9 protein-coding genes, 1 pseudogene and 1 CRISPR repeat array are annotated in these 14,007 nt (G+C 39.3%); of the genes and pseudogenes, 4 read left to right on the top strand and 6 right to left on the bottom strand.

The window, feature by feature from the left end:
• Positions 1 to 338 precede the first annotated feature (338 nt).
• The 4 genes from cas9 to csn2 are packed head-to-tail and all read left to right on the top strand — an operon-like array spanning position 339 to position 6,460.
• The gene (gene cas9 / locus SORDD15_RS09240; protein WP_061416605.1) at positions 339 to 4,601 is read left to right on the top strand and encodes a type II CRISPR RNA-guided endonuclease Cas9; all 4,263 of its coding nucleotides are present in this window, start codon (positions 339 to 341) and stop codon (positions 4,599 to 4,601) included.
• Entirely contained in the window at positions 4,601 to 5,467 is an 867-nt protein-coding gene (gene cas1 / locus SORDD15_RS09235; protein ID WP_061416602.1) for a type II CRISPR-associated endonuclease Cas1, read from the top strand. Before cas9 ends, cas1 begins: the two co-directional genes overlap by 1 nt.
• Positions 5,464 to 5,808: a CRISPR-associated endonuclease Cas2 gene (cas2, locus tag SORDD15_RS09230; RefSeq protein ID WP_007519928.1), complete on the top strand. Its 345-nt coding sequence runs from the start codon at positions 5,464 to 5,466 to the stop codon at positions 5,806 to 5,808. The genes cas1 and cas2 overlap by 4 nt, the downstream gene beginning before the upstream one ends.
• Complete coding sequence (csn2, locus tag SORDD15_RS09225; RefSeq protein WP_061416601.1) at positions 5,798 to 6,460, top strand: type II-A CRISPR-associated protein Csn2; 663 nt, start codon at positions 5,798 to 5,800, stop codon at positions 6,458 to 6,460. The genes cas2 and csn2 overlap by 11 nt, the downstream gene beginning before the upstream one ends.
• Before the next feature lie 90 nt (positions 6,461 to 6,550).
• Positions 6,551 to 7,182: a CRISPR direct-repeat array (repeat unit 36 nt; unit sequence GTTTTAGAGCTGTGTTGTTTCGAATGGTTCCAAAAC).
• Positions 7,183 to 7,227: 45 nt separating this feature from the next.
• Here csn2 and SORDD15_RS09220 read toward each other — a convergent pair.
• The 6 genes and pseudogenes from SORDD15_RS09220 to pbp1b form a co-directional block, all read right to left on the bottom strand.
• Positions 7,228 to 7,908 (bottom strand): rhomboid family intramembrane serine protease, encoded by a 681-nt coding sequence (locus SORDD15_RS09220; RefSeq protein ID WP_061416599.1) that lies wholly within the window; start codon positions 7,906 to 7,908, stop codon positions 7,228 to 7,230.
• Positions 7,892 to 8,431: a 5-formyltetrahydrofolate cyclo-ligase gene (locus SORDD15_RS09215; protein WP_061416597.1), complete on the bottom strand. Its 540-nt coding sequence runs from the start codon at positions 8,429 to 8,431 to the stop codon at positions 7,892 to 7,894. The genes SORDD15_RS09220 and SORDD15_RS09215 overlap by 17 nt, the downstream gene beginning before the upstream one ends.
• Before the next feature lie 11 nt (positions 8,432 to 8,442).
• A complete protein-coding gene (locus SORDD15_RS09210) occupies positions 8,443 to 9,573 on the bottom strand; it encodes an N-acetyldiaminopimelate deacetylase (RefSeq protein ID WP_061416595.1) in 1,131 nt (376 codons plus the stop codon).
• Between the two features lie 69 nt (positions 9,574 to 9,642).
• Positions 9,643 to 10,341 (bottom strand): 2,3,4,5-tetrahydropyridine-2,6-dicarboxylate N-acetyltransferase, encoded by a 699-nt coding sequence (dapD, locus tag SORDD15_RS09205; RefSeq protein ID WP_000127447.1) that lies wholly within the window; start codon positions 10,339 to 10,341, stop codon positions 9,643 to 9,645.
• 84 nt (positions 10,342 to 10,425) lie between these two features.
• Positions 10,426 to 11,337 carry a DMT family transporter gene (locus SORDD15_RS09200; RefSeq protein ID WP_061416593.1) on the bottom strand — a complete coding sequence of 304 codons (912 nt, stop codon included), beginning with the start codon at positions 11,335 to 11,337 and terminating at the stop codon, positions 10,426 to 10,428.
• 77 nt (positions 11,338 to 11,414) lie between these two features.
• Positions 11,415 to 13,906: pseudogene (gene pbp1b / locus SORDD15_RS09195) on the bottom strand (penicillin-binding protein PBP1B).
• Positions 13,907 to 14,007 lie beyond the last annotated feature (101 nt).

Raw genomic sequence — 14,007 nt, 5'->3', positions numbered from 1 at the left:
CATAATTATCCCAGTTCTTTTTATTTTGTATTGCTATCATCCCGAACATATATACTCTCAAAAGGAAATCGTATTTCTCGGTTAATACACTTACAAGCTCCATCGAATTGATCTCGAATTCTATGAAAGCGCTACGATATTATTTGTTTTTTTATAAAAATAGGAGTACAATGAGTTAGTATAATAAAATAAAAAGCACCGAATCGGTGCGCATAACTGATTATGGATAACCATATTTTAACTCAAAAGAAAAATCTTTTGGCTGTGTTGTCTCGAATAGTTCCAACACAGTTATTATACAAAAAATAAAAACAAAAATCAAGACAAGGAGTAGTTTTATGGCGAAATTTAATAAGAATTATTCAATCGGCTTGGATATAGGTGTATCATCAGTTGGCTATGCTGTTGTAACTGATGATTATCGAGTACCTGCTTTTAAATTTAAAGTTTTAGGAAATACAGAAAAAGAAAAAATAAAGAAAAATTTAATCGGATCTACCACCTTTGTGCCTGCTCAATCAGCTCAAGGAACTCGGGTATTTCGTGTTAATCGCCGTAGGATTGATAGAAGAAATCATAGAATTGCGTATTTACGAGATATTTTTCAAAAAGAGATTGAAAAAGTAGATAAAAATTTTTATCGTAGATTAGACGAAAGTTTTAGGGTGCTTGGTGATAAAAGTGAGGAACTACAGATCAAACAGCCATTTTTTGGTGATAAAGAACTAGAGACTGCCTATCACAAGAAATACCCTACGATTTACCATTTACGAAAACACTTAGCTGATGCAGATAAAAACTCTCCTGTAGCCGATATTCGTGAAGTTTACATGGCCATATCACATATTTTAAAGTATAGGGGACATTTTTTAACGTTAGATAGGATTAATCCTAATAATATCAATATGCAAAACTCTTGGATTGATTTCATTGAATCTTGTCAAGAAGTTTTCGATTTGGAAATCTCTGATGAATCTAAAACTATAGTAGCTATATTTAAATCCAGTGATAACAGACAAGAAAAAGTTAAAAAAATACTATCCTATTTTCAACAAGAGCTTCTTAAAAAAGACAAAAGTATTTTCAAACAACTATTACAGCTATTATTTGGTTTAAAAACGAAATTTAAAGATTGTTTTGAATTAGAAGAAGAACCAGATCTTAATTTCTCTAAAGAAAACTATGATGAAAATCTAGAAAATTTTCTTGGCTCATTAGAAGAAGACTTTTCCGATGTATTTGCCAAACTAAAAGTTTTACGTGATACTATACTTCTATCTGGTATGCTAACATACACTGGAACAACTCGTGCTCGCTTCTCTGCTACTATGGTCGAGCGATACGAGGAACACCGTAAAGATTTACAACGTTTCAAATCTTTTGTTAAACAAAATCTATCTGAACAGGATTACTTAGATATTTTTGGCAGAAAAACACCAAATGGATTTGATGTAGATAAAGAAACAAAGGGATATGTTGGATACATATCTAATAAGATGGTATTAACTAATCCACAGAAACAAAAAACAATACAACAAAATTTTTATGACTATATTAGTGGGAAAATAACTGGTATTGAAGGGGCAGAATATTTTCTTAATAAAATATCAGACGGAACCTTTTTAAGAAAACTCCGTACAACTGATAATGGAGCTGTTCCTAATCAAATTCACGCTTATGAACTAGAAAAAATTATAGACAGGCAAGGGGAGGATTATCCTTTTCTGCTAGAAAACAAAGATAAATTACTATCTATCTTGACATTTAAAATCCCTTATTATGTTGGTCCTCTGTCAAAAGGAAATAATAGTAGATTTGGTTGGATTAAACGAACGATTAGCCAAGATATTTTAGATGATAATGATGAAGATACTAGAAATGGGAAAATACGTCCTTGGAACTATCAAAAACTGATAAATATGGATGAAACTAGAGATGCATTCATCACCAATCTAATAGGAAATGATATTATTCTCTTAAATGAAAAAGTTTTACCAAAACGTAGTTTGATCTATGAAGAAGTCATGCTCCAAAATGAACTAACTCGGGTTAAGTACAAAGATAAATATGGGAAGACTCACTTTTTCGATTCAGAGCTCCGACAAGAAATAATCAATAACTTATTTAAAACGAATAATAAACGTGTTAGTTCTGCAATGCTCCTTGATTACTTGGAGAATTACACAAATTTACAAGCGGTTGAAATTGTTTCGGGAATTGAAAAAGGCAAATCCCTTAATTCTACTTTGAAAACATATAATGATTTAAAAACTATTTTTTCAGAAGAATTACTCGATTCTGAAATCTATCAAAAAGAGTTAGAAGAGATTGTCAAAGTTATTACTGTTTTTGATGATAAAAAATCTATTAAAAATTACCTTATAAAATATTTTGGACATCTTGAATTTTTAAATGAAGAGAGAATTAATCAACTCTCAAAATTACGCTATACTGGCTGGGGACGTTATTCAGCTAAGTTATTATTAGACATTCGCGACGAGGATACAGGTTTTAATTTAATGCAGTTCCTTCGAAACGATGATGAAAATCGTAATTTATCTCAGCTCATATCTGATAGCACTTTATCCTTTGATTCTGCTATCAAAACCATTCAATCTAAATCAACTGTTGAAGATGATGTATTTGACGAAATTAAAAAATTAGCTGGTAGTCCAGCTATCAAACGAGGAATTTTAAATAGTATTAAAATTGTTGATGAACTGGTTCAAATTATAGGATATCCACCCCAAAATATCGTTATTGAAATGGCTCGTGAAAATATGACTACCGAAGAGGGACAAAAAAAGGCAAAAACTCGTAAAACTAAATTAGAATCTGCACTAAAAAATATTGAAAATAGTGTATTAGAAAATGGGAAGGTTCCTCATTCAGACGAACAACTACAATCTGAGAAATTATATTTATATTATCTTCAAAATGGAAAGGACATGTATTCCCTAGATAAAACCGGAAGCCCTACCCCCTTATACCGAGACCAGCTTGATCAATACGAAGTCGATCATATTATCCCCTATAGTTTTTTACCAATTGATTCGATTGATAATAAAGTATTAACGCATAGGGAAAACAATCAACGAAAGTTGAATAATATACCAGACAAAGAGACGGTTGCTAATATGAAACCTTTCTGGGAGAAATTATATAATGCCAAGTTAATTTCTCAAACGAAATATCAAAGGTTAACTACTAGCGAACGAACTCCTGATGGTGTTCTGACCGAGAGCATGAAAGCTGGCTTTATTGAACGTCAATTAGTCGAAACACGACAAATTATAAAACACGTTGCTCGCATACTAGATAATCGTTTTTTAGACACCAAAATCATTGCTTTAAAATCTCAACTAATTACCAATTTTAGAAATACCTTTCATATTGCAAAAATACGTGAGTTGAATGATTATCACCATGCTCATGATGCTTATCTAGCCGTTGTTGTAGGACAAACTCTTCTTAAAGCCTATCCAAAATTAGCTCCTGAATTGATATATGGCCACCATGCTCACTTTAATCGACATGAAGAGAATAAAGCAACGATAAGAAAGCATCTCTATTCTAATATCATGAGATTCTTTAATAATCCAGATTCTAAAGTTAGTAAAGACATTTGGGATTGTAATAGGGATTTGCCAATCATAAAAGAGGTCATCTACAACTCTCAAGTCAACTTCGTCAAACGTACAATGATTAAAAAAGGAGCATTTTATAATCAAAATCCTGTTGGAAAATTTAATAAACAAATTGCTGCCAATAATCGCTATCCACTAAAAACAAAAGTTTCATCTTTAGATACTTCCATATATGGAGGTTATGGGCCAATGAATTCTGCCTTATCTATTATCATAATTGCAGAACGATTTAATGAAAAGAAAGGTAAAATAGAAACTGTAAAAGAATTCCATGACATTTTTATCATAGATTATAAAAAATTTAATAATAATCCATTTCAATTCTTAAATGATACTTCAGAAAACGGTTTTCTTAAAAAGAATAATATAAATCGTGTTCTAGCCTTCTATGGAGTTCCAAAATATTCACTAATGCAGAAAAATGATGGAACAAGGATGCTATTTGAAAGCAAGTCAAACCTTCATAAAGCTACCCAATTTAAATTAACAAAAACTCAGAATGAATTGTTTTTCCATATGAGACGACTTTTGACTAAATCAAATTTGATGGATTTAAAATCTGAAAGTGCAATAAAAGAAAGCCAAAATTTCATACTCAAACACAAGGAAGAATTTGATAATATTTCGAACCAGTTATCGGCTTTCTCACAAAAAATGTTGGGCGACACTACATCGTTAAGAAATCTTATAAAAGGATATAACGAGAGAAAGATTAAAGAAATTGATAGTAGCGAGGAAGTCATCAAATATTTTTATGATAATTTCATTAAAATGTTTAGCTTTGTCAAAAGTGGTGCTCCAAAAGACATCAATGATTTCTTTAATAATAAGTATACCGTTGCAAGAATGCGTCCTAAACCAGACAAGAAATTCCTCAACGCCACCCTCATTCACCAATCCATCACTGGTCTCTACGAGACTCGGATTGATTTAAGCAAACTAGGAGAAGACTAATGGGATGGAGAACCGTTGTTGTCAATACGCACTCTAAACTTTCCTACAAGAATAATCACTTAATTTTTAAAGATGCCTCTCGGACAGAGTTGATTCACCTGTCCGAGGTGGACATCCTACTTTTGGAGACGACGGATATCGTTCTCTCCACTATGCTGATAAAACGCTTGGTGGATGAAAATATTCTGGTCATCTTTTGTGATGATAAACGCTTGCCAACGGCATACTTAATGCCCTACTACGGTCGGCATGATTCCAGTTTACAACTCTCTCGGCAAATTGCTTGGAGCGACGAGGTTAAAGCACAAGTTTGGACCACCATTATTGCACAAAAAATTCTCAATCAGGCTTTTTATCTGGAGAGTTGTGGTTTTCTAGAAAAATCTCAGTCCGTCATCGATCTCTATCATGGTTTGGATTTATTTGATCCTAACAATCGTGAGGGTCATGCTGCTCGGATTTATTTTAACACCTTATTTGGAAATGACTTTAGTCGTGAGCAAGATAATGATGTCAATGCTGCCTTAGACTACGGTTACACCTTAATTTTGAGTATGTTTGCGCGTGAGATTGTGTTGTCTGGTTGTATGACCCAGTTTGGCTTGAAACATGCCAACCAGTTCAATCAATTCAACCTAGCTAGCGATATTATGGAGCCTTTTCGTCCGATTATTGATAGAATCGTCTATGAAAATCGAAGCAGTTCCTTTGTCAAAATCAAGCGAGAACTGTTCACTATTTTCTCAGATACCTTCCACTACAATGGCAAAGATATGTACCTGTCCAATATCGTCAGCGATTATACTAAGAAAGTCATACAAGCTCTCAATCAACCGGAGAAAGGAGTTCCTGAGTTTAGGATATGAGTTATCGATATATGCGTATGATTTTAATGTTTGATATGCCCGTTGATACCGTAGAGGAACGCAAGGCCTATCGGAAATTTCGTAAGTTTCTCATAGATGAGGGATTTATCATGCACCAATTCTCCATCTATAGCAAGCTCTTGCTCAATAACTCTGCTAATAACGCCATGATTGAGCGACTCAAGACTCATAATCCTAAAAAAGGAAGCATTACTCTCTTAACCGTTACAGAAAAGCAGTTTTCTCGTATGATCTACTTAAATGGCGAGCGAAATACCAGCGTAGCAAACTCCGACGCACGTTTAGTTTTTCTAGGAGAGGAGCCTGGAGATGAAGATTAATTTCCCATTATTGGATGAACCATTGGCTATTGAAAATGCAACCTTTTTAGTCCTGGAAGACCAGTTTACCTTTTCGACTATCGTCAAGCAGTTCTACCAATATACTGATGATGGGGAGTTGAAGTTGTTTGATAGAAATCTAAAAGCTCTGAAAGAGGCCGAGTTACTAGTGATAACGGATGTCTTAGGATACAATCTCAACTCACCCGCCATGCTCAAGTTGATACATGCAGATCTTGAAAATCAGCTCAATGACAAGCCCGAAGTCAAATCCATGATTGAAAAGCTGGTTTCTACGATTACAGAACTACTGGCATTTGAGTGCTTGGAAAACGAATTAGACCTAGAATACGACGAAATCACCATTCTGGAGTTGATCGATGCTCTAGGGGTCAAAGTTGAAACTCTGAGTGATACACCTTTCGAAAAGATGCTAGAAATTGTCCAGGTTTTTAAATATCTTTCCAAAAAGAAACTCCTTGTCTTCATCAATGCGACCGCCTATCTATCAAAGGTTGAGTTAGTAAATCTGATAGAGTACATCCAACTCAATCAACTAAGGGTCTTATTTGTCGAACCTCGAAAAGTCTATGATTTTCCTCAATATGTGCTGGATCAAGACTATTTCTTGAACCCTGAAAATATGGTATAATAAGGGTAACAATTGGAACCTGACGAGCTGAAGTCTGGCTGGGACGAATGGCGCGATTACGAAATTTCGTGAGAAAAATTTTTCTACGAGGTTTTAGAGCTGTGTTGTTTCGAATGGTTCCAAAACAGTTGATTTTATTAGGGAATCATACTACAAGTTTTAGAGCTGTGTTGTTTCGAATGGTTCCAAAACCTATTTCACTCTCTACCTGCTTTCAGTCACGTTTTAGAGCTGTGTTGTTTCGAATGGTTCCAAAACACGATAATTTTCATACCTACCACCTGATGGGTTTTAGAGCTGTGTTGTTTCGAATGGTTCCAAAACGAAGTCGCTAAGTTAAACGAGCGTATCACAGGTTTTAGAGCTGTGTTGTTTCGAATGGTTCCAAAACGATAAGCTCAGCGATAGAGACTAACTCTTTGTTTTAGAGCTGTGTTGTTTCGAATGGTTCCAAAACGGGATAATAAGAATGATTCTATCAAAGACGGTTTTAGAGCTGTGTTGTTTCGAATGGTTCCAAAACTTGTAAACACGTCCTTTATCAATGCCATCTGTTTTAGAGCTGTGTTGTTTCGAATGGTTCCAAAACAAGATATTTTCTGCATCATTCTGTGAGGTTGTTTTAGAGCTGTGTTGTTTCGAATGGTTCCAAAACCATATCCAGCATTTCGTTGCAAAATCGCATTGTTTTAGAGCTGTGTTGTTTCGAATGGTTCCAATCTACATAAAAAGCTACTCAAAAAATGAGTAGCTTTTTAACTATCCCCCTACACATAGTTCATTCCCTTATAGCAAAGGAAAATGGCTAGTGCGATAAAAAGTACGGTTGCCCCGATTCGCTGGCTGGTACTATACATCTTTCTCTCCCATTTAACTGGAAAAATGACTGCTAGAAAAGCACCGCCTACTGCGCCACCAATATGCCCTGCTAGGCTGATTCCTGGAATCAGAATACTTCCAATGATATTGATCACGAAAAGCGTCAGGTAGGATTGCCCCAACTGCTGGATATAGGGGCTGCGAGTCGCATAGCGCAAAACGATAATCGCAGCAAATAATCCATAGAGAGAAGTGGAGGCACCTGCTGCTAGGACTTTCGGTGTGAAAGCAAAAACAAAGAGATTGCCCATCATTCCTGATAAGAGATAAAGAAGGAAAAACTGCTTAGAACCAAAAATCTCCTCCACCTGTCGTCCAAGAAAGTAGAGTGAAATCATATTGACAATGAAATGTTCCCACCCGATATGCACAAAGATAGCCGAAAAAAGGCGCCAAATCTGCTCGGGGAACAGGCGAATGATCGGTCCATACATAGCTCCAAACTGAAAAAGAGTTTTTGCCTGATCAAAGTTGACACCCGTAGTAATCAGCATCAAGAAAAATACCAATGCTGTCACTAGGAGGAAAAAACTCGTCACAGGATAATGTTTATCAAAGATTTCCTTCATCTATTAGCACCTCCTGAACGGCAATATCATGGTCTTCCAAGTTAAACTCCTGAACTTGACAAGGATAGATTGTACTCATGGTATGCCCAGCAAAATGTTCCAGATAGCGGTCATAATATCCTCCACCATATCCGATCCGATACCCCTCTCTTGTAAAAGCCAAACCCGGAACATGAATTAAATCAATCTGAGACGGTTCCACCACTTCCAAGTCTCCTTGCGGTTCCAGTAAGCCAAAGGAAGTTTTTGCCAACTGCTGCGGATCATAGACCACAAAGTTCATGCGCCCCTTGGGATATGTTTTGGGTATCAGAACCTTTTTGCCGTCCTTCAGCGCCTGCTCAATCAGTTCCTGCGTTTGAAACTCATGAGCAAAAGAGAGATAGGTTGCGACGGTCTTGGCTTCTTGGTAAAAAGGATGCTTTAAGAAACGCTTGGTTAAAGCGCGATCCATAGGCTGTTTTTGCTCCTGAGATAGAGCCTTCATTTCTTGCAAAATTTTCTTGCGTAGTTCTGCTTTCATAGACAATTCCTCTACTCTGCTGCCTTCTTTTTCAAGAAACTAGAGACCGCATCTACCCCAATGGCTATGGCTTCTTCCTTAGGACTCATCTGAGGGTGATGAAGGGCGTAGGGACTATCGATACCTAGCCAGAACATAACGCCATCTACCTTCGAAAGGAGATAACCAAAGTCCTCACCCGTCATAGCAGGCTCGATATCAATCAACTCGATTCCGTCTTTCTCTTCAAAAAAGTCCATCAGTTCACGCGCCAAGGCTGGATTGTTCTCAACAGGCAGGTAGCCTCCTTGTTTGAGTTCCACTTCGACTTCCATATCAAAGGCTGCTGCAACACCTTCTGCGACTGTCTTGACTCTTTTTTGTACTAGGAGGCTCATGTCCTGGGTCAAGGCTCGAATGGTTCCGTGTAAAAAAGCTGTGTCTGTAATGACATTGTTGGTTGTTCCAGCTTGGAAAAGGCCAAAGGTCACCACTGCTCCCTCGATGGGATTGACATTGCGGCTGACAACTGACTGTACTTGGGTTACAAAGTAACTAGCAGCCACCAAGGCGTCATTGGCTTCATGCGGAAAAGCTGCATGTCCTCCTTTTCCTTTGAAACGAATCTTCACCTCACAGGTCCCTGCAAAGAGCGTATGGGTATTGGTCGCGATCTGTCCAACCTTCAGATCCGGACGAACATGAAGGCCATAAAACTGGTCTGGCAACCAGTCCCCAAAAGCACCATCCTCATACATGAGCATACCACCGGCTTCATTCTCCTCAGCAGGCTGAAATAGGAAGAGCAAATTATTCTTGGGTTGCTCCTCAAGGGCGCGCTCGAGACAGCCCAAGGCAATAGTCATATGAAAATCATGGCCACAAGCATGCATGCGACCTTGGTGTTGAGAGGCGAAAGGCAGTCCTGTTTGTTCGACGATAGGCAGGCCGTCAATATCTGTCCGCCAACCAATGGTCCGCTCTGGCTGACTTCCCTGCAGGTAGACCAAAATCCCTGTTCGCCAAGTTCGAACTTGAACAAAATCCTTACCCGCAGTCAATTTTTCAATCACATCCAGCAAATAAGCCTGAGTCTTGAACTCCTCCAAGCCAATCTCTGGAATCTGGTGTAAATCTCGTCTAATCTGAATCAAATCTAACATCTATCGATCCTCCTTTTGATAGCAGAAAGAGGCTGGAAAAAGGGTTCCGCCTCTTTTTTACTTTTACCATTACAAGGTACGAAGCGCATCCTCTAGCGCTGTTTTTTGTTGGGTTTGGGCATCAATTTCTTTGATGATACGAGCCGGAACACCTGCTACCACCACGTTTTCTGGAACATCTTGGGTAACAATAGCTCCTGCTGCGACAACTGAACCACTACCGATTTGGACTCCTTCGATAACCACTGCATTAGCCCCGATAAGAACATTGTCTCCGACACGGACTGGTTCAGCACTAGCTGGCTCAATCACACCTGCCAAAACTGCACCTGCACCAACGTGACTGTTTTTCCCAACGATGGCGCGACCTCCAAGGATGGCACCCATGTCAATCATAGTTCCAGCACCAATTTCAGCACCGATATTGATAACTGCTCCCATCATGATAACAGCATTGTCGCCAATTTCAACCTGGTCACGGATAATAGCACCTGGCTCGATACGAGCGTTGATCGCACGTTTATCTAACAAAGGAACTGCAGAATTACGAGCATCTTGCTCGACAACATAATCTTGATTTTCTACTAAACCTTCAAGAAGCGGAGCCACGTCCTTCCAGTCCCCGAATAAAACATTTCCTAGTTTGACAACAGAGCTAGGCACAGCAGTTGCAAGTTCTCCCTCAAAAGTTACTTTGACACTGGTTTTCTTTTCCGCATTGGCGATAAATTGGATAATTTCTTGAGCGTTCATTTTCGTAGCAGTCATAGGCGCCTCCTGGTTCGTTATAATGATACCTATTCTACCAAAAAAGGCCTCAAATTTGAAGCCTCAACTATCAAATAAGCATCTTTACTTGGCTTGTTTTGCTTCTTCTACAGATAAGAAAATCATCGGAACGATAATCAACACCATAGCCAAGGCCAAAAAACCATCCATGACCAATCCCAGAAAAAGAACACTTAATAATGCTGAAGAAAGAGGTTCGCTAGCACTCACCACCGATACAACCAGCGGGGAAACGAGTGATACAGCCTTCATAGATAGGAAAAAGGCAAAAGCAGTTCCAAACACGGCAATCGTCAGACAAATCAGCACACTTACCAGATCCACTTGAAAACTTATCCGATAAATAGGGTAAAGGAAATTACTAAAGAGCCCTGCCAGAATCATCCCCCAACCAACAGTCGGAACGAAACCGTAGCGCCGTGCAAAGCGTTGGGGAAGGATAACATTAAACATAACCCCTACTGCACTGAGCAAACCTGTCACTAGAGCCAAAGGTGTCATGGATAATTGGGACAAATCTCCTTTTGTAGCCATCAAAAAAACACCTAGCATGGCAATCAAAACATAGAAAACAGCTGTAATTGAAGCCTTCTTCTGGTAAATGATTTGATTGTAAAACAGGATAAAAACAGGGCTGATAAATTGCAAAATGGTCGCCGTCGTCGCATTGGAATACTCAACGCAGAGATAAAAGAAAAACTGCACAGAAAAAATACCTAGAATAGCATAGGCTAAAAAAGGTAGATAATTTTTCTTATCTCGCCAGATGTCCAATAATCGAGTGCGCAACTGAAAGGCCGATAGACCTAAAACCAAGCTCCCCGCCACTAGTAAACGCATAGAAGTAATCCATCCAGAAGACACTGGATAATGAGTGAAAAAATACTCTCCTAAAATCCCGCAGATCCCCCAGATTAGGCCTGAGAGTAGCGAGTATAGTGTTCCCTTAACAATCTTTTTCTGATAATGATTCATACTCCTATTGTAACACGAAACCAACAAAGAAAAAAGTAGCAACAAGGAGAAATTACTAACCTTGCTACTACTCTTTCTTAGCGATTAAATAGACGTGAACGTCCTGAAGAACCACTTTGAGTATTTCCACTCGAACTTGTTGTTCCCGAACTGCTACTTGAGCTTGGAGGAGTTACTGCTGGAATGCTTCCTAGAATATTCTTCCAAGCATTCTGATAATCTGCATCGCTTCCTCCAATAGCAAAGCGATAGGTGGTTACTGGCGCCCCTTCTTTAGTAGCCCAGTAACTTGTTACGGTAGAACCGGAAACGTTGACTTCTGTGCCATTGATTGAAACCTTGCCCGGTTTCTCCCCTGTCGACTTGAGAACTTGTGACTTGGTCACACTTGAGTCAAGATTAAAGCGCTCATTCCCCCATATTCCAGGTTCAGCTTGCTGGATAGCATTGACCAAGTGGGCCATATAGTTGGCATTGCGGTAGTGGCCTGCTCCTTTGGCAAGTGGTCGATTATCATCGTGACCTAACCAGCCACCCAAAGTCAAGCGAGGCGTAGAAAGCATAAGCCACATGTTTTCATCTTCATTGGTTGTACCAGTTTTTCCAATCCAGTCGGCACTAGCGAGGCTGGGATTGATGGTAGCCAAGTCTGTCTGGAAACTTGAGGTAATCCGAGATGAGATAACATCCCGAAGGAGACTTTGCATGATGGTTGCTGTCGCTTTTGAATAAACTTGGACAGGCTCATCCTTGTGCTCGTATACCAGTCGGCCATCCGTTGACTCGATCTTCGCGATCATATGTTTCTTATGGTAAACTCCATTGTTGGCCAGAGTTTGATACCCGTTGGTATGCTGGGCAACTGTAACGTCAATCCCCCACCCATCGGTAAACTTTCAATCCCATATTCTGGGATTTCGTAACCCATTTTTTCCATATAGCCTTTGACATCAACACCCTTCTCTCGAAGCGTACGATAAGTCCAGTAGGCTGGGATATTCCATGAGTAGTTAAGGGCTTCTCCCAGTGTCATCATACCTGTACCAGGACTATTGACATACATGATGGGATTTCCGTTTGAGAAGTTGGTAGGATAGTTTGATAAGATACTTGCACTCCCCATCAAACCTTGGTCAATAGCGATACCATAGGCCAATATAGGTTTCGTGGTTGAAGCTGGAGAACGCTTGGTATCGATAGCGTGATTGTTCTGATTTTCTTGATAATTACGGCCACCAACAAATCCAAGGATAGCTCCCGTTTGGTTGTCCATGAGGACATTCCCCACCTCAGGCTGGCCTGTCGAATCATCTAGCAGATAGCCGTAGGTCGCAACCGCATTTTGCATCGCAGCATGAACATTTTTATTGATAGTTGTCGTAATCTTATATCCACCATTTTCAATTTCCTTAGTGGCTAGATCGCGATAGGATTTCTGAATGGACTCATTCTTTAATTCTTGCGCAGAAACATTATCTCGTTGGACAAGGTAATCGTACATGCGGTCCGTAGCTTCTGCCAAGGTTGCATAGTAGAGATAATCACGCGAAGTCCCGCTAACACTACCAGATGGTAGGAAGTCTTTCTTAAAGTCATAATCTTTGTACTTATCGTAGTCTTCCTGACTTAGAGCCCCTGTCCGGTACATGTTGTAGAGGACATCCTTGGCACGCTTAATCCCCAAAGCCATATCCTCATCACTCTTCATACTACCATCAGATTCATAAGGAGAGTAACTGATTGGACTCTGTGGCAATCCTGCGATAAAGGCTGCTTGAGGGACTGTTAAGTCCGAAGCATTGACTCCGAAGATGCCTTCTGCAGCCTGCTGAGCACCTGCAATATTTTGGCCTTTATGATTGCGACCAAAAGGAGCTATGTTAAGGTAGGTTGTTAAAATCTCATCCTTACCCATGGCCCGTTCTAAAGCTAGAGCATCAATAATCTCTTTAGCCTTACGAGCTAGAGTTGGAGCATCCCCCACCACTTGCTGCTTGATGACCTGCTGGGTCAAGGTCGAACCACCACTAGACGAGCCTAGACCGACAAAGGTTCCCAAAGTCGCACGAATAACGGCCTTAGGCACAACTCCCTTGTGCTCAGTAAAATGCTCGTCCTCTGTCGCAACAATAGCTTTCTTAAGATTGTCTGAGATAGCATCTGAAGCGACTGAAGTGCGCAACAAATCACCCTCGATCGAGGCAATGGTACTGCCGTCAGAATAAGTGATTTCTGAGATAGAGGCAATATCCTTCACTTGCTTGACCAACTCTTCTGCTTGAGGTACCTGGGCCTTGTCAAATAGAGCGACTCCATAACCCATAGCCACACCAGCACCAAACAGTCCACCGATAAAACCTAAGATAAAGAGAGTGTTAAAGACTATTTTAAACCCACTCAAAACCTTAGCAAAAATAGACCCTGCCCTTCTAACTTTGTCAGAAGAGGTCTCCTTTTTACTAGTTTTCTTATTAGCTAGTTTTTCTGCTAGTCTTTTCTTCCATTTTGCAGTTTGTTGCTGAAAAAAATGCAGCATTTTTGTTTTTAATTCATTAATTCTTTCTTTCATGAATGTCCTCGCTTTCTCTATTATACCATAAAAGGAAAACTTTCAATAAAATAGCCACTTTCTTCCCTATTCCACTAGGCTATTAATCAAGTTTGTGATAC

Origin of the sequence: Streptococcus oralis (assembly GCF_001578935.1) — a bacterium.
GTDB lineage: Bacteria > Bacillota > Bacilli > Lactobacillales > Streptococcaceae > Streptococcus > Streptococcus oralis_R.
This window is presented reverse-complemented; position numbering and strand designations above follow the sequence as displayed.

Coding starts and splice junctions, on each gene's coding strand:
- dapD (WP_000127447.1), bottom strand. CDS start 10,341: ATGACTGCTACGAAAATGAACGCTCAAGAAATTATCCAATTTATCGCC.
- csn2 (WP_061416601.1), top strand. CDS start 5,798: ATGAAGATTAATTTCCCATTATTGGATGAACCATTGGCTATTGAAAAT.
- SORDD15_RS09200 (WP_061416593.1), bottom strand. CDS start 11,337: ATGAATCATTATCAGAAAAAGATTGTTAAGGGAACACTATACTCGCTA.
- cas9 (WP_061416605.1), top strand. CDS start 339: ATGGCGAAATTTAATAAGAATTATTCAATCGGCTTGGATATAGGTGTA.
- SORDD15_RS09210 (WP_061416595.1), bottom strand. CDS start 9,573: ATGTTAGATTTGATTCAGATTAGACGAGATTTACACCAGATTCCAGAG.
- SORDD15_RS09220 (WP_061416599.1), bottom strand. CDS start 7,908: ATGAAGGAAATCTTTGATAAACATTATCCTGTGACGAGTTTTTTCCTC.
- cas2 (WP_007519928.1), top strand. CDS start 5,464: ATGAGTTATCGATATATGCGTATGATTTTAATGTTTGATATGCCCGTT.
- SORDD15_RS09215 (WP_061416597.1), bottom strand. CDS start 8,431: ATGAAAGCAGAACTACGCAAGAAAATTTTGCAAGAAATGAAGGCTCTA.
- cas1 (WP_061416602.1), top strand. CDS start 4,601: ATGGGATGGAGAACCGTTGTTGTCAATACGCACTCTAAACTTTCCTAC.